Below are 18,635 nucleotides of genomic sequence, written 5' to 3'. Positions count from 1 at the left end.
CGAAGGCTAAGATGTTTGACCGGACCGCGCGGATATGTATGATCCGCCGCTCGATTTTGTGCGGACGCGCAATTCCCGTTGTGCGAGCAATATGCGCCCGGTTGCCGATTGCCGGCTTTTCCTTCCGGGCCCGCAACATTCACTCATCCGCTTCGTTGTGCCGTGAGCGTCTCGTCGCGCTTGCGCTTGGGCGGGCTTGTTTCGGAGTGCCATCATGCAAGGAATCAACAAGACGGTATCCTTCACTGCCGGAGGATTGATTCTGTTCTTCGTCGCGGTCGCGTCGCTGTTCACCGAGTCCTTCGGCGCCCGGGTGTCGGCGGTCCAGGCGGCCATCGTCGGCAATTTCGGCTGGTTCTATGTCCTGAGCGTGGCGGGATTCCTGCTGTTCACCCTCTGGCTTTTCATCAGCCCCTACAGCGCGATCAAGCTGGGCAAGGACGATGACGAGCCGGAATTCAGCTACCCCACATGGTTCGCCATGCTGTTCAGCGCCGGCATGGGGATCGGCCTGCTGTTCTACGGCGTGGCCGAGCCGATGCTCCACTTCGCCAATCCGCGCATCGGCGAGGGCGGAACCCCGGACGCCGCGCGCGAGGCGATGAACCTCGCCTTCCTGCATTGGGGCCTGCATGCCTGGGGCATCTACATCGTCGTCGGGCTGGCGCTCGGCTATTTCGCCTATCGCCACGATCTGCCGCTGACCATCCGCTCGGCACTCTATCCGCTGCTCGGCGACCGCATCCGCGGCTGGCCGGGGCACATCGTCGACATCACCGCAATCGTCGGCACGCTGTTCGGCATCGCCACCTCGCTCGGCCTCGGCGTCACCCAGATCAACGCCGGCTTCGCCTATCTCGGCCTGCTCGGGGTCGGCACCACGCAGCAGATGGTGCTGCTCGTGGTCATCACCGCCATCGCCACCGCGTCCGCCGTCAGCGGCGTCGGCAAGGGCATCCGCCGCCTGAGCGAGCTGAACATGCTGGGCGGGCTTCTGCTGCTGGCCTTCGTCTTCCTGCTCGGCCCGACGGTGTTCCTGCTCTCCACCCTGGTGGAGAATATCGGCCGCTATTTGTGGACGCTTCCCTACACCAGCTTCCGCACGCTGCCCTATTCCGGGGCGGAGTGGCAGGCGAGCTGGACCATGTTCTATTGGGGCTGGTGGATTTCCTGGGCGCCCTTCGTCGGCATGTTCATCGCCCGGGTGTCGCGCGGCCGCACCATCCGCGAATTCATCGGCGGCGTGCTGTTCGCCCCGGTCGCCCTGACCTTCGTCTGGTTCACCGTGTTTGGCGAGACCGCCATCCACATGGAGATGTTCGAAGGCGGCGGCATGGCCAAGGCGGTGGCCGACAGCGTGCCGACGGCGCTGTTCGTCATGCTGGACCGGCTGCCGCTGAGCACGATCACCTCCGCCCTCGGCACGCTGATGGTGGTTTGCTTCTTCGTCACCTCGGCCGATTCCGGGGCGCTGGTCATCGACATCATCGGCTCCGGCGGCAACCAGGATCCGCCCATCGCGACCCGCATCTTCTGGGCGGTGCTGTCGGGTGCGGTCGCCGCCGTGCTGCTGCTGGTCGGCGGGTTGCAGGCCCTGCAGACGGCGGCGGTGACCACGGCGCTGCCCTTCACCATCGTCATGGTGCTGATGTGCGTCAGTCTGGTGATCAGCCTGCGCGAGGAACGCAGCGTGGCGCAGGACCGCCGCACCGTCCGCGAGTCCCTGGCGCCCGGCTCGGCGGAACCTGCCGCGGCGCTGCTCGGTGCCGGGGACGACTGGCGGCAGCGGCTCGGCGCCATGGTCGGGCGTCGCACGGCGGTGCAGGTCGCCATCCCTCCCGGCGGCGGCGCTGCCCGGCGGGAGGTGGCCCGCTTCATCGCCGAAACCGCCCAGCCGGCCCTGCGCGACGTGGCGGTGGAGCTGGAGCGGCTGGGCCGGCGGGTGGAGATCGAGTCCTCGGCCTTCAGCGCCGGCCTGACCGTCCTGCGCGACGGGCAGGAGGAATTCTCCTACACCATCCGCGCCCGCGCCTATCACCCGCTGACCCTGGCCCTGCCGGCGCTGGAGGACGACACCGACCCCTGGCAGCGCCGGGTCGAGGTGATCCTGCGCGGCGGCCTGCACAAGCAGCTGCCCCCCGACCGCACCAGCCGCGAGGCGATCACGCAGGACGTCGTCCACGAATATGGCAAATGGCTGGGGTGGTGATCGCAGGCGGCGATCCTCCCGCTCTATCCGCCTGATGGCGGCGGGCGGGACACCACGTAGGCGGCGGCACCCATCATGACCAGCCCGGTGCCGGCGAGCACTAGGTATCCGGGGGAGGACAGGGCCAGGAGGACGAAGCTGGACGACATGCCGCCGACCGCCATGAGTTTCGCCTTCACCGGAATGGCGCCGCGGTCCTGCCACTCGCGGATGGCGCGGCCGAACCGCGGGTCGTTGCGCATCCGCTCGCGCAGTTCGGGATTGCCGCGGGCATAGGCCCAGCCGGCGACCAGCAGGAAGGGGACGGTGGGCAGGATCGGCAGGAAGGCTCCGGCGGTGGCCAGCCCCACCGCGCCATGGCCGACCAGCAGCCACAGCCGCCGCCGTCCCTTTCCCATGCCGTTGTCCGCATCCATCGTCCGACCGCCCGCTCATCCTGCATCCCGGTTCCGGTTCATTGAACCGCGCCCGGCGGCACCGCGCAAGCTGGGGTTGGTCACGACGCCGTGCGCGCCATCCCCGGCGTGGCCGACCTGGCCGTCGCCTCCAGGCTGTACAGCTTCGCCAGCAGCTGCGGCGCCGGCTGTTCGGTTCCCGCCGGTGCCCCCGCTGTCGTCGCCACTTCCGCGGCCGGTGCCGATTTGCGGCGCAAGGCCTCCGCCAGCGATTGGGGGGAGGGCAGGGCAGAGTCGCCGCCGCTGCCGCCGCCCATCCAGGGCAGCGCCCCGACGGACAGACCCTCCGCCGCGGCGGTCTCCGTCCCCTCTTCCAGCAGGCTGCCGATATGGCCCAGCACGCTGTCGCCGGTGACCTCCTCGAAAGCGACCATGGCCGCGCTGCCGATCAGGCCGGGCAACCCGCCGAACAGGAAGCCGCCGGCCAGCCGCGCCGGGATCGAGATGCCCTCGCCCGTTGCCTCGCGGTAGACCGACGACACCACCGGTAGCTGCTGGAGCGGGTTGACCACGTCGAGCAGATCGTCGAAGCCGACGCTCATCCTGTCGGCCAGCGTTTCCTCCGGCTCGGCGGGCGGTTTGCGCTGGGCGGTCGGCGGGCTGACGGCCTGGGCGGCCAGTCTGGTATTGACGCTCATGCGTGGTCTCCGATGGCGGCGAGCAGCGACTCCAGCCGGGCGAAACTGTCGGCGGAGGGGGAGGGGTCGTCCTTGCCCTGGCGCAGGAACTCTTCCAGCCGGGGGTGCAGGTCGATGGCGGCGTCGGTTTCCGGATCGGTGCCGCGCTTGTAGGCGCCGAGCCGGATCATCTCCTTCATGCCGTCATAGCTGGCGGCCAGCGCGCGGGCGCGGCCGACGATGCGGTTCTCGTGCGCGTCATGGCAGCCGGGCAGGCTGCGTGACACGCTGCGCAGCAGGTTGACGGCGGGATAGCGTCCCTGCTCGGCGATCCTGCGGTCGAGCACCAGATGCCCGTCGAGGATGCCGCGCACCGCGTCGGCGATGGGCTCGTCATGGTCGTCGCCATCGACCAGAACGGTGAAGATGGCGGTGATGTCGCCGTTTCCCCCTCCGTCCGGGCCGCCATCCTCCGGCCCCGGCCCGGCGCGCTCCAGCAGGCGGGGCAGTTCGGCGAAGACGCTGGGCGGATAGCTCTTGGCGGTCGGCGGCTCGCCGGCGGCCAGCCCGATCTCGCGCTGGGCCATGGCGAAGCGGGTGACGCTGTCCATCAGGCACAGCACATGTCTGCCCTGGTCCCTCATCTCCTCCGCCACCGTCATGGTCAGCAGCGCCGCCTGCCGGCGCATCAGCGGCGGCTCGTCCGAGGTGGCGACGATGACGATCGCGCGCGCCAGCCCCTCCGGCCCCAGATCGTCCTGGATGAACTCGCGCACCTCGCGCCCGCGCTCGCCGATCAGGCCGATGACGATGGCGTCGGCCTCGGCATGGCGGGCAACCATCGCCAGCAGCGTCGATTTGCCGACGCCCGACCCGGCGAACACGCCCAGCCGCTGGCCGCGGCAGAGCGGCACGAAGCTGTCGATCACCCGGATGCCGCTGTCCAGCCGCCTGCCCACCCGGCGCCGCGCGCAGGCGGCCGGCGGCGGTTGGCGCAAGGATCGCGGATGCTCGCCGTTCGCCAGCGGCCCCTTGCCGTCGATCGGCTCGCCCAGCGCGTTCACCACCCGGCCGAGCCAGCCGGGGCCGGGCCGGAGCGTGAAGGCGGTGTCGTCGGTGACCGCGCCGCAGCCCTCCGCCACGCCGTCGAGGCTGTCGAAGGCCATCAGCAGCGAGCGGCCGTTACGGAAGCCGATGGTCTCGCACAGCACACGTCCGCCGCGGACGGTCTCCGCATGGCATTTGTCGCCGACCGACAGCACGCGCTGCAACCCGTCGACCTCCAGCGTCATGCCGGCGGCCGAGCGGATTTCCCCGCGCCACCGGCGCGTCGGCAGCCGGTCGAATTCCGCAGCCAGGGTGGCAAGTGCCCGCATCGGTTCTGTCTCCACCATGTCCATCGATGGCATCAGCCTAGAGCAGCGAATTTAAATCCGGTTTTAAACGGGCGCGCTCATCGTCCGGCACAGTGTTCCGGCAAGTTGTGATGGACCGAGGTCGCAATGGATTTGGGTAAAATTGGTTTCTTTCAGCTTGCCGGTACGCGGCTGGACTATCTGGCGCAGCGGCAGAAGCTGGTCGCCGAGAATGTGGTGAACGCCAACACGCCCGACTACCAGGCGCGCGAGCTCAAACCCTTCGACAGCGTGATGGACGGCATCCGCCCGGTGGAGACCGCCCGCACCTCCGGCCTGCATCTGGCGAGCACCCGCTCCACCGCCGGCTTCCGCGAGGAGGGCCGGGCCGCCCTCTGGGAATCGACGCCCAGCGGCAACGCGGTGTCGCTGGAGCAGGAGATGATCAAGGGCAGCGAGACCCGCGACGCCTTCGCGCTGACCACCAGCCTGTTCCAGCGCAATGTGCAGATGCTGCGCATGGCCTGGAAGAACGGTTGAAGAGCTTAGGACGGAGACGACCCGATGATGAACGATGTCCTCGGCGCCACGCTGAAGATCGCCGGCGCCGGACTCCAGGCGCAGTCGACCCGCCTGCGCGTGGTGGCGGAGAATCTCGCCAACGCCGACAGCACCGCCACCGCCAGGGGCGGCGACCCCTACCGCCGCAAGACGGTGTCCTTCGACAGCGTGATGGACCGCGGCGTCGGGGCGGAGCTGGTGCAGGTCAAGCAGATCGGCCGCGACCGCAGCGACTTCCAGCTCGCCTACGACCCCTCGCACCCGGCGGCCGACGACAAGGGCTACGTCAAGAAGCCGAACGTCCAGCCGCTGGTCGAGATGATGGACATGCGCGAGGCCGGCCGCGCCTTCGAGGCCAGCATGAACGTCATCGAACAATCGCGCGCGATGATGACCCGCGTCGTCGACCTGCTGCGTAGCTGAGGAGCCGTTCCATGATCGAGATGTCCGTCGGCCGCGTCGCCGCCGCCTACGCCGCCAACCGCAGCCCGATTTCCAGCGGCCTCGCCGAGACCCAGGCGGCGGCCTCGCCGCTGTCCTCCGCCGGTCAGACCGACGCGGTCGCCGCCGGTGCCGAAAGCGATTTCGGCGGTTTCCTCGACAAGTCGATCTCCCAGGCGGTCGACACGCTGAAGGAAAGCGAGCGGGTGTCGCTGGCCGCCGTGTCGGGCAAGGCCAGCGCGCAGGACGTTGTGCGCTCCGTCCTGGCCGCCGAGATGACGGTGCAGAGCGTCGTCGCCATCCGCGACAAGATGGTCCAGGCCTATCAGGAGATCATGCGCATCGCGGTGTGAGCGGGTGTGCTTGAGGAGGGATCCGCCATGAACCAGGCCGACGTGCTGGAGGTGCTGCGCAGCGGCATCTGGACGACCCTGCTGGTCGCCGCCCCGCCGCTGATCGTCGCGGTGGTGGTCGGCGTGTCGATCTCGCTGGTGCAGGCGCTGACCCAGGTGCAGGAGATGACGCTGACCTTCGTGCCGAAGATCGTCGCGATCCTGGTGGTGACGGTGCTGGCGCTGCCCTTCATGTACGGCACGCTCGCCACTTACGCCGACCGGCTGAGCGACCTGATCGTCGCCATCGACTGACGGCGTCGACCGATGCGCCTCCCCCCGTTGCGAGCGGCCATGGTCCCCCTTCTCGGGCTTCTCGTAAATCCGGCCGGCGGTGCGGCGGCGGCCAACGTCTCGCAGATCGGGGTGTGGAGCACGGCCCTCTACGCCCCGCCCAAACAGCCTGCCCAGCCCGCCGCCAAGTCTCTGCCACCCGAAGCGCAATGCATCGCCGCCATCCTCGACGCGGAGAAGGCGGCGGGCATCGCCGACCATCTGCTGCTGGCGATGGGCTTCACCGAATCCGGCCGGCGGACGGAGGACCGGCTGTTCACCGCCTGGCCCTGGACGGTCAACACCGAGGGGCGCTCCCATTACTTCCCGACCCGCGACGCCGCGATATCCTTCGTGCGGGAAACCCAGGCGCGCGGCGTCCAGTCCATCGATGTCGGCTGCCTGCAAGTGAATTTGCGCTGGCACCCCGACGCCTTCCCCGACCTCGTCACCGCCTTCGATCCGGTCGCCAACGCCCGCTATGCCGCGTCCTTCCTGTCGGCGCTGCGGCGCGACCACGGCTCGCTGGAAACCGCCATCGCCCGCTACCACTCCGCCCAGTCCGAGCGCGGCGAGGCCTATCGCCAGCGGGTAACCGGCAACCTGCGCTGGGTCGCCGGGGCGCTGGGCTATCTGGAGACGCTGGCCGCCGGCCCCGGCAGCTCCGCCCCGGTCTGGACCGCGGCAGAACGCGGGCGCCTGAGCTTCCTGTCCGGCCTGTTCGCCGACGGCCCGGCCCGGCCGCTCCTGCCTGCCGGGCAGAACTGACCCCCTAGAGTCTGTCTGGTGCTTATTGAAGCACCAGACAGACTCTAACCTTTTGGTTTTTCCGTGTGATTCACGCTTCAAGCGATTCCGCTTGAACCGATCACACTCTAGTCAGTGCGGGAAATGCTCGACATGGCATTCCGCGGTCCGCCCGTAATAGACCACCCGCCGGCCGGAGAAGGACACCATGTAGCCGGCGCATCCGGCCGCCTTCACCGCCTCGCAGAAGCCGCGGTAGCTGTAGCCCGCCGCGTTGGCCTGCGCCGCGCGCACCGCCGCCTCGACCCCGTCCGCCCGGAAGGCCGCGGCGACCGGCGTCGGCGTCGCGATGGCCGGCAACTCCACGCTGTCGCCGTCCGGCAGATAATAGGTGCTGGTCCCGCGGCGGTAATCGACGGCATAGCCTTCGAAGCCGGCGTCGATCAGGACGGCGACGATGGACGGGAAGTTCATCGTGCCGTCATGCGACGCGGCAAGGCAGGTCTGGGCGATCGTCTTCTGCTGCGCGTTCATCGGCGCTCTCCGTCATGCGGTTGTGGTTTGCGGGGGCAAGGGGGATCAGCCGGTGGGGCTGCTTTTCAGCCCGTGCGCCTCGGCGATCTTCCTCAGGATCCGGTCGAGCTGCGCGCGCTCCTCCGCCGTCAGGCAGGCGAAGGCCGCCTCGTCGTTCTCGTCGGCCAGCCGGGCCAGCTCCGGCAGGATCCGGCTGCCGGCCTCCGACAGCGCCAGCACATGGGCGCGGCCGTCGGCCGGGTCGTCGTCGCGGGTGACCAGGGCCTTGGCGACCAGCCGGTCGGCCAGCTTGCTGATGGCGCCGCGGGTCATGCCCATCCGCCCGGCGAGCCGGTTGGGGGCCAGCGGACCGGCGTCCTGCAACTCCCGCATCATGACCCACTCGGCCACCGTCACGTCCTTGCCCTCCAGGCGGCGGGCGAAGGCGAAGGACACATGGTTGGACACCATGCGCATCCAGTAGCCGAGATGGTCGGTCAGCCGGGAAATCGCGCCGTTGGCGTTCATGGAAGGCCGCTCCATTTGTTGACTAGAAAACTACCTCGCGGTTTGTTTCCTAGTCAACCACTTTCCTGTCCCGACGCCAAACCCGGCCCCGCCCTTAAATCCCGGTTTTACCGCGCCCCCCTATCGTTGCCGGAACGCGTCTCTTCTACAAACCCGTCAGGACCCCCATGACCCTCACGGATCACGTCCGCAGCCGGTTCGGCCTGATCGGCGACATCGGTCTCGCGAACCGCGACGTGCTGTTCGCGGTCGGCATCCTGCTGGTGCTGGCGGTGCTGTTCCTGCCGGTGCCGTCCTGGTTCCTCGATCTCGGGCTGGCGCTGTCCTTCTCGGTCGCGGTGCTGGTGCTGATGGTGTCGCTGTGGATCCCGCGTCCGCTGGACTTCTCGTCCTTCCCCACCGTGCTGCTGGTGGTGACGATACTGCGGCTGGCGCTGAACATCGCCTCCACCCGGCTGATCCTCAGCGAGGGGCACAACGGCCACGCCGCCGCCGGCCATGTCATCCAGGGCTTCAGCCAGTTCGTGATGGGCGGCAACTTCGTCATCGGCGTGGTGATCTTCTGCATCCTGGTGGTGATCAACTTCGTCGTCATCACCAAGGGCGCCACCCGCATCGCCGAGGTCGGCGCCCGCTTCACGCTGGACGCCATTCCCGGCAAGCAGATGGCCATCGACGCCGACCTCTCCGCCGGCATGATCGACGAGGCCGAGGCGCGCCGCCGCCGCAAGGAGCTGGAGGACGAGAGCACCTTCTACGGCGCGATGGACGGCGCCTCGAAATTCGTGCGCGGCGACGCGGTGGCCGGGCTGGTCATCACCGTCATCAATGTTCTCGGCGGCATGGCCATCGGCATCGCCCAGAAGGGGATGAGCTTCGAGCACGCCGCCTCGATCTACACCACCCTGACGGTCGGCGACGGTCTGGCGACGCAGATCCCGGCGCTGGTGGTGTCGCTGGCCGCCGGCCTCTTGGTGACCAAGGGCGGCAATGTCGGCTCGGCGGAAAAGGCGGTGATCGACCAGCTCGGCGCCTATCCGAAGGCGCTCCTGGTGGCGTCGGGCCTGCTGGTGTCGCTGGCGCTGACGCCCGGCCTGCCGATGGCGCCCTTCCTCGCCATCGGTGCCGCCTTCGCCCTGCTCGGCTGGTATGCGCCGCGCCGCAAGGCCCGCGCCGCCGCGCTGGCCAAGCTGGAGGAAAGCCGCAAGGCGCCCGCCGCCGTCCCGGAGGAGGCGGTGGAGGACATGCTGAAGGTCGACGAGGTGAAGGTGGAGGTCGGCAACCACCTCGTCCCGCTGATCCTCAACAAGAACGGCCCGCTGACCACCAAGGTGAAGACGCTTCGCAAGCGCTTCGCCACCGAGTTCGGCTTCGTCCTGCCCTCGGTCCGCATCAAGGATTCCAGCTTCCTGGCCCCCAAGAGCTACGTCATCAGCATCATGGGGGTGGAGGCGGCGAAGGGCGAGGTGCGGCCGAAGCACCTGCTCGCCATCGACCCGACCGGCGGCGCCGTGCCCGACATCGCCGGCGACGCGACGCGCGAGCCGACCTTCGGCCTCCAGGCCAAATGGATCGACCCGGCCCGCCATGAGGAGGCGGTGGCGAAGGGCTACACGGTGGTCGATCCGGAAAGCGTCATCACCACCCACCTGACCGAGGTCATCAAGGACAACCTCTCCACCCTGCTGACCTTCGCGGCGCTGCAAAAGCTGATCGACGGGCTGGGCCGCGAGTACCAGAAGCTGATCAACGACATGGTGCCGAGCCAGATCTCGCTGGTCGTGCTCCAGCGCGTGCTGCAACAGCTGTTGTCGGAGCGGGTGTCGATCCGCAACCTGCCCGCCATCGTCGAGGCGGTGGCGGAGGCGGTCGGCTGGACCCGCCACATCACGCTCATCACCGAACATGTGCGGATGCGGCTGGGCCAGCAGATCCACCAGGGTCTGGCCGGTCCCGACGGCTTCGTCTCGGTGATCGCGCTCAGCCCGCGCTGGGAGCAGGCGCTGCTCGACAACATCGTGGTGGAGGGCGACGACCGCCGCTTCGTCATGCCGCCCAGCCAGGTGCAGGAGTTCCTGACCGCCGTGCGGCTGAAGATCCAGAAGCACGCCACCTCGCAAATCTGGCCTGCCCTGCTGGTGGGAGCCGAGGCGCGGCCCTTCGTCCGCTCCCTGCTGGAGCGCGTCAGCCCGATGACCCCGGTGCTGAGCCATGCCGAGTTGCATCGCAAGGCGTCGCTCAAGACCGTCGATCAGGTCTGAACATGGACGCCCCCGTGGACGGACTCAGCCAGTTCCTGACGCTGGAGATCTACCGCGGCCTGCTGGTGCTGGCGCGGGTGGCGGCGGCCATCGGCCTGCTGCCGGGCTTCGGCGAGGCGGCGGTGCCGATGCGGGTGCGGGCGGCCCTGGCAATCATCGTCACGCTGGTGCTGCTGCCGGGGGTGGAGGGCCTGCCCGACCGCATGCCGGACCAGCCGGTGGAGATGCTGCGCGCGCTGGCCGGCGAAACGCTGGTCGGCGCCTATCTCGGCCTCGGCGCCCGGCTGTTCATGGCCGCCCTCCAGACCGCCGGCGCCGTGGCGGCGCAGGTGGTGGGGCTGAGCAACCCCTTCTCGATGGCGGCGGCGGGGTTCGAGGGCGGGTCGGTGCTGTCCGGCGTGCTGCTGATCGGCGGGCTGGCGCTGCTGTTCGCATCCGACGTGCATTACCTGATGATCGGCGCGCTGGCCCGCTCCTACGGCTCCTGGCCGGCGGGGGTGTTCCCCGACCTCGGCATGATCGCCCAGCGCTTCGCCGAGCTGCTGGCGACCACCTTCCGGCTGGGGGTGGGCTTGGCCGCGCCCTTCATCCTCTATGGGCTGGTGGTCAATCTGGCGCTGGGGCTGGTCAACCGGGTGATGCCGGCGATGCCCGTCTATTTCGTCGCGACGCCGGGCGTGCTGATGATCGGCATGGGTCTGTTCATGGCGACGGCCGGGGCGATGCTGACCGCCTTCGTCGCCGCACTCGGCGGCTGGCTCTCGGGCTCGTAGCGCATGGCGGAACAGGACGACGAGCAGAAGACCGAGGAACCGACAGAGAAACGCCTGCGCGAGGCGGCGGAAAAGGGCGACGTCCCCCGCGCCCGCGACGTCGGGCTGCTGTCGGCGATGGTCGCCGCCTGGATGATCGTGCTGATGGCGGTGCCGGGCGTGGCGGCGAGCCTGTCGGCCCTGCTGCTGCCGCTGATCGAGAACCCCGACGACATCCGCATCGACGGCAGCGCCATCGACGTCATCCACAGCCTGCACTGGCTGATCGGCGGCGTCGCCGTCGCCCTGCTGCCGGTGCTGGGCATCCTGCTGGCCGGGGTGGCGGTGTCGGCGCTGGGGCAGGGGCCCTTCGTGGTGGCGTCCGACCGCATCCGGCCGAAATGGTCGCACCTGTCGCCGTCGTCCGGCTGGACGCGGATCGCCGGCCGGCCGGCGCTGGTCGAATTCGCCAAGAGCCTGGTCAAGCTCGCCATCATCAGCGCTGCCGCCTGGCACGCGCTGGCGCCCTACATCGCATGGACGGAGGATACTGTGGGCATGGACGTCGCCGGATTGCCCGTGCTGCTGCGGGACGTGACCTTGCGGCTGCTGCTGGCGGTCCTGCTGGCGACCGTCCTGATGGCGGCGGTGGACGTGCTGTGGAACCGCATGGAGTGGCGCCGCCGCCTGCGCATGAGCCACCAGGAGATCAAGGACGAATTCAAGCAGATCGAGGGCGATCCCAACGCCAAGGCCCGCCTGCGCGACATCCGTCGCTCGCGCTCGAAGAAGCGGATGATGGCGAACGTCCCGCGCGCCACGGTGGTGATCACCAACCCCACCCACTTCGCCGTCGCCCTGGAGTACGAGCGCGGCCGGACCGCCGCCCCGATCTGCCTTGCCAAGGGCGCCGACCTGATCGCGCTGCGCATCCGCGCCCTGGCCCAGGAGCACGGCATCCCCATTGTCGAGAATCCGCCGCTCGCCCGCGCCCTCCACGCTTCGGCGGAGGTCGATGCCGCCATCCCGCTCCAGCACTATCAGGCGGTGGCCGAGGTCATCACCTATGTGCTGAAGCTGAAGGGCGGGCTGGCGCGGCGGGGGTGAGGGGATGGATGGAAGCGCCCTCTGCTCCACAGGAGAGGGGTGCAATTGCACCGTCGTTTTCTGGTAGGTGCTTGATCGCTCGCTCCGCCATACCGGCGGAACCATCGAGGACGGATAGCGTCTGGCGTTACGTCAGCGCGGGCCGCTCGCTTCCTCCAAAAAGTCAGAGCCTTCAAGCGGCAGATTTATCTTATTGAAGCAATTGTCTTCGCAATGGACATAAAGCAAGTTTTTGACTTTGTTCATAAAGTCGATCGGCTTGAGTGGCATTGAAACCAATGCGCATATTCCTGCGTCTACAACTTTCTCCGCCATTTTCGGCGTCACTGCGGAGCAGATGATTATGAATGGGATTATAGAGATATGCTTAATTCTTTTCTCTGGAATCGGATTTTTTGTCTGGCGGAATCTGACGGTTTCCAAGAATTGAAGCGCTTTCTCATTGATTGAGTCTGCATTTACGATGACGATGTCGATTTCATTCTCTGAAAGAACTGAAAGAGCGTCTTCGGTGGAGAATGAGCGGTGGATGTGTTTCAGCTTGAGTCCAGAAAGGGTTTTTCCCATCAACTCGCTGGACGGTGCATTGCAGTCAACAATCAGCGCCGCAGCAGATTTAAAATTACATGCCTTTATGCAAATGTTGCTCTCGATGCCCATTACTGCGAGGATCCGGATATAAGGTCGTATTTCTGGACTTTGGAAATTTATTATTAAGATGAAATTAATATACACTGGGGAAAACACCTATCTTTCTCAATCGAAGCATTGAGAAACCACCCACAGGTGCCGTCTGCGATCCATCTCCGCAACTCTCCGGTGGCTGCCAGATGGAATATCGGCTAAAAACAGCTCCACGCCGTTCCATCTTCCGGCGATCTCCGCCCTCTCCCGGGTCGAGAGGGGGAACCGTTTGCGATGGCATCCTTGCCATCGCGCCGGCCGCATGCCAGGAACGGAGGCGTCAGTCCGTGACGTGAAGGGGAACCCCCGATGCCGCCGCTCTCCGCCAAGCCCGCCGCCAAAGCTGCGCCCAAATCCGCCGCCGGCTCGCTGGCCGGCTTCTGTCCCTGGGCGGGGGAAGAGGGCGTGCGGGTCTACCTCCGTCCGGTCGGGCTGATGCCCATCGCCGCCTGGGCCAAGGGGGCGGCGGTGCCGCTGGCCGGCGGACGCTTCGCCTTCTCCACCGCCGAACTGATCGTCCGCGACGCCGGTTCGCGCATCGACCGCGCCTTTGCGCCGCTGTCGGAGATCCTGGCCTGGGGCTGGGAGCGCTCGCGCGCGGTGGCGGAGGCGCTGGACCGCCAGCTCGGCGCCCTGACCCGCGCCCGCGCGCCCTTCGCCGGGCTGTCGCCCGACCGGCCGCAAATCATGGGCATCGTCAACGTCACGCCGGACAGCTTCTCCGACGGTGGCGACTTCCTCGACCCGTCCGCCGCCATCGCCCATGGCGAGGCGATGCTGGCGGCCGGCGCCGACATCCTGGACATCGGCGGCGAGTCCACCCGTCCCGGCGCCGTCCCGGTTCCGCCCGAGGAGGAGGAGCGGCGCGTCCTGCCGGTCATCCGCCATTTCGCCGGAAAGGGGGCGACCGTCTCGGTCGATACCCGCCATGCCCGCGTGATGGACTCCGCCGCCGCGGCCGGCGCCCGCATCGTCAACGACATCGCCGGCCTGTCCGATCCGGACGCGCTGCCGGTGGTGGCGCGCACCGCGACGCCGGTGGTGGTGATGCACATGCAGGGCGACCCCGGCACCATGCAGGCCAACCCGACCTACCGCGACGCCGCACTCGACGTGTTCGACTGGCTGGAGGAGCGGGTCGCCCGCTGCGTCGCCGCCGGCGTGGCCCCGGAGCGCATCGCCGTCGACCCCGGCATCGGCTTCGGCAAGAAGACGGAGCACAATCTGGAGATCCTGCGCCACACCGCGCTCTATCATGCGTTGGGCTGCACGGTGCTGATCGGCCTGTCGCGCAAGGGCTTCATCGGCCGGCTGTCGCGCGAGGAGCCGCCGAAGGAGCGGCTGGCCGGCTCGCTCGCCGCCGGGCTGGAGACGCTGAACCAGGGTGCGCAGATTCTGCGCGTCCATGACGTGGCCGAAACGGCGCAGGCCCGCGCCGTCTGGGAAGGGCTGCATCCTCGGTAAGGGCCGCCCCCACTGGTTGAGGGAAAAAGACGATCCGCCTGTAACCCTTTCGCGCAGCCGCCGATGGGGCCTTGACCCGGCCCGCCCGCCGCGCGAAGAAACATCCTTCGCTTGCACATCCGGTCCCGCACCCCGACATGCGGGGCCTGGATACCGTTTCTGCACGAGGTTTTCATGACGCGACACCTGTTCGGCACCGACGGCATCCGTGGCACCGCCAACATCGACCCGATGACCGCCGAAACGGCCCTGCGCGTGGCGATGGCGACCGCGTTGCAGTTCCGCCGCGGCGACCACCGCCACCGGGTGGTGATCGGCAAGGACACCCGCCTGTCCGGCTATCTGCTGGAACCGGCGCTGACCGCCGGCTTCATCTCCATGGGTATGGACGTGGTGCTGGTCGGCCCGCTGCCGACCCCGGCCGTCGCCATGCTGACCCGGTCGTTGCGCGCCGACATGGGCGTCGTGATCTCCGCCTCGCACAACCCCTATCAGGACAACGGCATCAAGCTGTTCGGCCCCGACGGCTACAAGCTGTCCGACGAGGTCGAGGCCGCCATCGAGGCGCGCATGGCGCTGCCCTTCGCTCCCGACCTCGCCCGTCCGGCCGATCTCGGCCGCGCCAGCCGGATGGAGGACGCCACCGGCCGCTACATCGAATATGTGAAGAACACCTTCCCGCGCGGCCTGCGGCTGGACGGTCTGAAGATCGTCGTCGATTGCGCCAATGGTGCCGCCTACAAGGTGGCGCCCAAGGTGCTGTACGAGCTGGGTGCCGACGTGGTCCCGGTCGGCGTCAACCCCGACGGCACCAATATCAACAAGGGCTGTGGCGCCACCGCCACCCAGACCCTGCAGGAGCAGGTGGTCGCCCATGGCGCTCATCTCGGCGTCGCGCTCGACGGCGACGCCGACCGCCTGATCATGGTGGACGAGGCCGGGCGCCCCATCGACGGCGACCAGCTGATGACCCTGATCGCCACCTCCTGGGCGCGCTCGCAGACGCTGCGCGGCGGCGGCGTCGTCGCCACCGTGATGTCCAACCTGGGCATGGAGCGCCATCTCGGCGGGCTCGGCCTGCATCTGGCCCGCACGCCGGTCGGCGACCGCTACGTCGTCGAGATGATGCGCGAGCGCGGCTACAATGTCGGCGGCGAGCAGTCGGGCCATGTCGTGCTGTCCGACTATTCCACCACCGGCGACGGGCTGATCGCCGCGTTGCAGGTGCTGGCGGTGCTGATCCAGGCCGACGGCCGCTCGGCCAGCGAGGTCTGCCGCGTGTTCGATCCCGTCCCGCAGAAGCTGACCAACGTCCGCTTCACCGCCGGAACCAAGCCGCTGGAGGATGCCGTCGTCCAGCAGGCGATCAAGGAGGGCGAGGCGCGACTGGCGTCGAGCGGCCGTCTCCTGATCCGCAAGTCCGGCACCGAGCCGCTCATCCGCGTGATGGCGGAGGGCGACGATGCGGCGTTGGTCGACAGCGTGGTCGCCGACATCGCCGGCACCATCCAGGCCAGCGCCGCCCGCAGCCTGGAGGCCGCGCAATGAGCGCCCACAGTGTCAATGGAGCCACCGTCAATGGCCGCGTCCTGATCGTCGCCGGGTCCGACTCCGGCGGCGGCGCCGGCATCCAGGCTGACATCAAGGCGGTCAGCGCGCTCGGCGCCTATGCCATGACCGCCATTGCCGCCTTGACGGCGCAGAACACCACCGGCGTCTATGGCGTGGTGCCGGTCGACCCCGCCTTCGTCGCCTTGCAGATGAAGCTGGTGCTGGAGGATATCGGCGCCGACGCGGTGAAGATCGGCATGCTCGCCAACGCCCCCGTCATCGAGGCGGTGGCGGCGGAGTATGAGGAACGCGCCGTCAACGTGCCGCTGGTGCTCGATCCGGTGATGATCGCCAAGAGCGGCCACCATCTGCTCGACCCCGATGCAGTGCTGACCCTGCGCCGGCGCCTGCTGCCGCTGGCCGAGGTGGTGACGCCCAACCTGCCGGAGGCCGAGGCGCTGACCGACCTGCCGATCCGCGACCTCGACGACATGCGCCGCGCCGCCGAGCTGATGCTCAGCTTCGGCCCGAAATCGGTGCTGCTGAAGGGCGGCCATCTGGAGGACGACACCCTCTACGACCTGCTGCTGACCGAGGAGGGCGAGACGGTGTTCGAGGGCAAGCGGGTGCACACCCCCCACACCCACGGCACCGGCTGCACCCTGTCCTCGGCCATCGCCGCCGGTCTGGCCCAGGGCCTGAACACCCGCGACGCGGTCGCCCGCGCCCGCCGCTATGTCGAGACGGCGATCCTGACCGCCCCCGGCCTCGGCCACGGCCACGGCCCGCTCAATCACCTGCACACGGTGCGGGAGTTTTCGTAAGAGGTTGACCGCGGGTGCCCCGTCACGGCACCCGCTTCTTCTCCAGCTTGCGTGCCAGGGTGCGCCGGTGCATGCCGAGCCGCCTTGCGGTCTCGGAGATGTTGAAGTTGGTCTCCACCAGCGTCTCGTGGATGCGTTCCCACTCCAGATTCTTGATCGAGGTGGTGCGGACGGTCGGCGCGATGGAGGTGTCGCCCTCGGTACGGTCGAAGGCCGCCTCGATGTCGTCGGTGTTGGACGGCTTCGCCAGATAATGGCAGGCGCCCAGCTTGATCGCCTCCACCGCCGTGGCGATGCTGGCGAAGCCGGTCAGCACGACGATGCGGGTCTCCTCGTCGGCCTCGTGCAGCTCCTTCACGCATTCCAGCCCCGATCCGGTGGCGAGCTTCAGGTCGACAACGGCATAGTCGGGGTCCAGCGTCTGCAACAGCTCCCGCATCTCATCCAGCCCGGCGCAGGCATGGACCTCGTAGCCGCGGCGCTCGAAGGACCGGCGCAGCGCCTTGGCGAAGGACGCGTCGTCCTCGACGATCAGCAGGGTGCGGAGGATGTCCTCTTCCAACTCAATCGTCTCCATCGGAGCCTCCCGGCGACAGGGCGGACAGCGGCAAGGTCAGCGTCACGGTGGCGCCGCCGCCCGGCCGGTTCTTGGCGGAGACCGTCCCGCCCAGCTTGCGCAGAACATTGACCACCAGGAACAGGCCGAGCCCGCTGCCCGGCCGCTTCTTGGTGGAGCGGTAGGGCTTGCCCAGCTCCTCCAGGATGGCGGGGTCGAAGCCGGGGCCGCCGTCGTTGACCGCCACCACCAGATTGTCGCCCTGCCGCAGGGCCGCGACGCCGATCCAGCCCGGCGAGGCTTCCAGCGCATTGTCCAGCACGTTGAACAGCACCTGTTTCAGGGCGAGGTCGGCAATCATCCGTTCCTGCGGGCCGACGGTGTTGTCGTAGTCGAAGCGCTTGGGCGACCGGCTGGACAGCCAATCCTCCACCAGCCCGTCGAGGAAGCCCTTCACCGTCGTGCGCACCGTGCCTTCGCCGCGCGCCTCGCCCGACGACATCAGGATGCCCGACACGATGGTCTTGCAGCGGTCGATCTGGTTCTGCATCTCCGCCATCTCGTCGGCCAGATCGGGGTCGGATTTCAGCGACGGCATGCGGCGCCAGTCGTTGAGGATCACCGACAGGGTGGCGAGCGGCGTCCCCAGCTCATGCGCCGCACCCGACGCCAGCAGCCCCATGCGGACGATGTGCGCCTCCTCCATCGAGCGCTGGCGCAGTTCAGCCAGATAGGCGTCGCGGGCGCGCAGGTTGCGGTTGATCTGGGTGAGGAAGGGGACCAGCAGGCTCGCCGCCAGCACGAAGCAGATGAACATGCCCTGGATGTGCAGGCTGAACAGCTCGCCCTCATAGGCGGGCGGCAGCGGCAGGGGCTGATTGTTGCCGATCAGCCAGGTGAAGCCGGCGGTCGCCACCAGGACCAGCGCCCAGGCCGACCAGGCCTCCAGCAGCACGGCGCCCAGCGCCACCTGGAGAAGATAGAGCGAGACGAAGGGGTTGGAGGCACCGCCGCTGAGATAGAGCTGCAAGGTCAGCGCCCAGACGTCGATCAGCAGCTCCAGGAACAGCTGGGTGTTGGAAACGTCGGCGCTGCGGCGGATCTGGATCAGGCTGGCGATGTTCAGCGCGATCAGGACGAAGATCACCGCTGCCATCGGCAGCAGCGGCAGGCGGATGCCCATCTGCCCATGGACGATCAGGATCGTCACGATCTGCCCGACGACGGCAAGCCAACGCAGCTGGACGAGCAGGAACAGGTTTTTGCGGTCGGTGGTGTCGCGCACGAAAGACGTCCTGTTCCTCACCCGTTTCATCAGCCCATCGACTTATATAGAGAGTTACCG

General features: G+C 68.2%; 20 protein-coding genes. 12 read left to right on the top strand and 8 right to left on the bottom strand.

Features of this window, described 5'->3' with window-relative positions; genetic code table 11:
* Positions 1-214: 214 nt before the first annotated feature.
* Complete coding sequence (locus ABNQ39_RS29970) at positions 215-2,209, top strand: BCCT family transporter (protein WP_376965112.1); 1,995 nt, start codon at positions 215-217, stop codon at positions 2,207-2,209.
* 23 nt (positions 2,210-2,232) lie between these two features.
* Here the strand turns inward: ABNQ39_RS29970 and ABNQ39_RS29965 are convergent, their stop codons facing one another.
* From ABNQ39_RS29965 to fliI, 3 genes are all read right to left on the bottom strand, one after another.
* Positions 2,233-2,607 (bottom strand): YbaN family protein, encoded by a 375-nt coding sequence (locus ABNQ39_RS29965; RefSeq protein ID WP_376965110.1) that lies wholly within the window; start codon positions 2,605-2,607, stop codon positions 2,233-2,235.
* A 98-nt stretch (positions 2,608-2,705) separates the two neighbouring features.
* A complete protein-coding gene (locus ABNQ39_RS29960) occupies positions 2,706-3,302 on the bottom strand; it encodes a hypothetical protein (protein WP_376965108.1) in 597 nt (198 codons plus the stop codon).
* Positions 3,299-4,657: a flagellar protein export ATPase FliI gene (gene fliI / locus ABNQ39_RS29955; protein WP_376965106.1), complete on the bottom strand. Its 1,359-nt coding sequence runs from the start codon at positions 4,655-4,657 to the stop codon at positions 3,299-3,301. The genes ABNQ39_RS29960 and fliI overlap by 4 nt, the downstream gene beginning before the upstream one ends.
* Positions 4,658-4,783: 126 nt before the next feature.
* On the opposite strand from fliI, the gene ABNQ39_RS29950 reads away from it, so the two are divergent.
* Genes ABNQ39_RS29950 through ABNQ39_RS29930 form a run of 5 tightly spaced genes read left to right on the top strand, consistent with a single transcriptional unit; the run spans position 4,784 to position 7,071 of the window.
* The gene (locus tag ABNQ39_RS29950; RefSeq protein ID WP_376965104.1) at positions 4,784-5,176 is read left to right on the top strand and encodes a flagellar biosynthesis protein FlgG; all 393 of its coding nucleotides are present in this window, start codon (positions 4,784-4,786) and stop codon (positions 5,174-5,176) included.
* Between the two features lie 24 nt (positions 5,177-5,200).
* Entirely contained in the window at positions 5,201-5,620 is a 420-nt protein-coding gene (flgC, locus tag ABNQ39_RS29945) for a flagellar basal body rod protein FlgC (protein WP_109049423.1), read from the top strand.
* Positions 5,621-5,631: 11 nt separating this feature from the next.
* The gene (locus ABNQ39_RS29940) at positions 5,632-5,991 is read left to right on the top strand and encodes a flagellar hook-basal body complex protein FliE (RefSeq protein WP_376965102.1); all 360 of its coding nucleotides are present in this window, start codon (positions 5,632-5,634) and stop codon (positions 5,989-5,991) included.
* A 27-nt stretch (positions 5,992-6,018) separates the two neighbouring features.
* Positions 6,019-6,285, top strand: a complete 267-nt coding sequence (gene fliQ / locus ABNQ39_RS29935) for a flagellar biosynthesis protein FliQ (RefSeq protein WP_085090915.1) — start codon at positions 6,019-6,021, stop codon at positions 6,283-6,285.
* A gap of 39 nt (positions 6,286-6,324) precedes the next feature.
* On the top strand, positions 6,325-7,071 hold the full coding sequence (locus ABNQ39_RS29930; protein WP_376965100.1) for a lytic transglycosylase domain-containing protein: 747 nt from the start codon (positions 6,325-6,327) through the stop codon (positions 7,069-7,071).
* A 111-nt stretch (positions 7,072-7,182) separates the two neighbouring features.
* On the opposite strand, the gene ABNQ39_RS29925 is transcribed toward ABNQ39_RS29930, so the two are convergent.
* Positions 7,183-7,584 (bottom strand): DUF1398 family protein, encoded by a 402-nt coding sequence (locus ABNQ39_RS29925; RefSeq protein WP_376965098.1) that lies wholly within the window; start codon positions 7,582-7,584, stop codon positions 7,183-7,185.
* Positions 7,585-7,629: 45 nt separating this feature from the next.
* Complete coding sequence (locus ABNQ39_RS29920) at positions 7,630-8,091, bottom strand: MarR family winged helix-turn-helix transcriptional regulator (RefSeq protein WP_376965096.1); 462 nt, start codon at positions 8,089-8,091, stop codon at positions 7,630-7,632.
* 167 nt (positions 8,092-8,258) lie between these two features.
* Between ABNQ39_RS29920 and flhA the strand changes: the two genes are divergently transcribed.
* The 3 genes from flhA to ABNQ39_RS29905 are packed head-to-tail and all read left to right on the top strand — an operon-like array spanning position 8,259 to position 12,211.
* Complete coding sequence (flhA, locus tag ABNQ39_RS29915; protein WP_376965094.1) at positions 8,259-10,352, top strand: flagellar biosynthesis protein FlhA; 2,094 nt, start codon at positions 8,259-8,261, stop codon at positions 10,350-10,352.
* 2 nt (positions 10,353-10,354) lie between these two features.
* Positions 10,355-11,125 carry a flagellar biosynthetic protein FliR gene (locus ABNQ39_RS29910; RefSeq protein ID WP_376965092.1) on the top strand — a complete coding sequence of 257 codons (771 nt, stop codon included), beginning with the start codon at positions 10,355-10,357 and terminating at the stop codon, positions 11,123-11,125.
* A gap of 3 nt (positions 11,126-11,128) precedes the next feature.
* Positions 11,129-12,211 (top strand): EscU/YscU/HrcU family type III secretion system export apparatus switch protein, encoded by a 1,083-nt coding sequence (locus tag ABNQ39_RS29905; RefSeq protein ID WP_376965090.1) that lies wholly within the window; start codon positions 11,129-11,131, stop codon positions 12,209-12,211.
* A 132-nt stretch (positions 12,212-12,343) separates the two neighbouring features.
* Here the strand turns inward: ABNQ39_RS29905 and ABNQ39_RS29900 are convergent, their stop codons facing one another.
* On the bottom strand, positions 12,344-12,871 hold the full coding sequence (locus ABNQ39_RS29900) for a hypothetical protein (RefSeq protein ID WP_376965088.1): 528 nt from the start codon (positions 12,869-12,871) through the stop codon (positions 12,344-12,346).
* A 333-nt stretch (positions 12,872-13,204) separates the two neighbouring features.
* Between ABNQ39_RS29900 and folP the strand changes: the two genes are divergently transcribed.
* The 3 genes from folP (at position 13,205) to thiD (ending at position 16,734) form a co-directional block, all read left to right on the top strand.
* A complete protein-coding gene (gene folP, locus ABNQ39_RS29895; protein ID WP_376965086.1) occupies positions 13,205-14,359 on the top strand; it encodes a dihydropteroate synthase in 1,155 nt (384 codons plus the stop codon).
* Positions 14,360-14,533: 174 nt separating this feature from the next.
* On the top strand, positions 14,534-15,907 hold the full coding sequence (gene glmM, locus ABNQ39_RS29890; protein WP_376965084.1) for a phosphoglucosamine mutase: 1,374 nt from the start codon (positions 14,534-14,536) through the stop codon (positions 15,905-15,907).
* Positions 15,904-16,734, top strand: coding sequence for a bifunctional hydroxymethylpyrimidine kinase/phosphomethylpyrimidine kinase (gene thiD / locus ABNQ39_RS29885; protein WP_376965082.1), 831 nt, complete (start codon positions 15,904-15,906; stop codon positions 16,732-16,734). The genes glmM and thiD overlap by 4 nt, the downstream gene beginning before the upstream one ends.
* Positions 16,735-16,756: 22 nt before the next feature.
* Here the strand turns inward: thiD and ABNQ39_RS29880 are convergent, their stop codons facing one another.
* Complete coding sequence (locus tag ABNQ39_RS29880; protein WP_376965080.1) at positions 16,757-17,311, bottom strand: response regulator transcription factor; 555 nt, start codon at positions 17,309-17,311, stop codon at positions 16,757-16,759.
* Positions 17,298-18,605 carry an ATP-binding protein gene (locus ABNQ39_RS29875; RefSeq protein WP_376965078.1) on the bottom strand — a complete coding sequence of 436 codons (1,308 nt, stop codon included), beginning with the start codon at positions 18,603-18,605 and terminating at the stop codon, positions 17,298-17,300. Before ABNQ39_RS29875 ends, ABNQ39_RS29880 begins: the two co-directional genes overlap by 14 nt.
* Positions 18,606-18,635 lie beyond the last annotated feature (30 nt).

Origin of the sequence: Azospirillum sp. A26, assembly GCF_042604635.1 — a bacterium.
Lineage (GTDB): Bacteria > Pseudomonadota > Alphaproteobacteria > Azospirillales > Azospirillaceae > Azospirillum > Azospirillum palustre.
The sequence above is the reverse complement of the archived record's forward strand: the minus strand, read 5'-3'. Positions and strand labels throughout refer to the sequence as shown.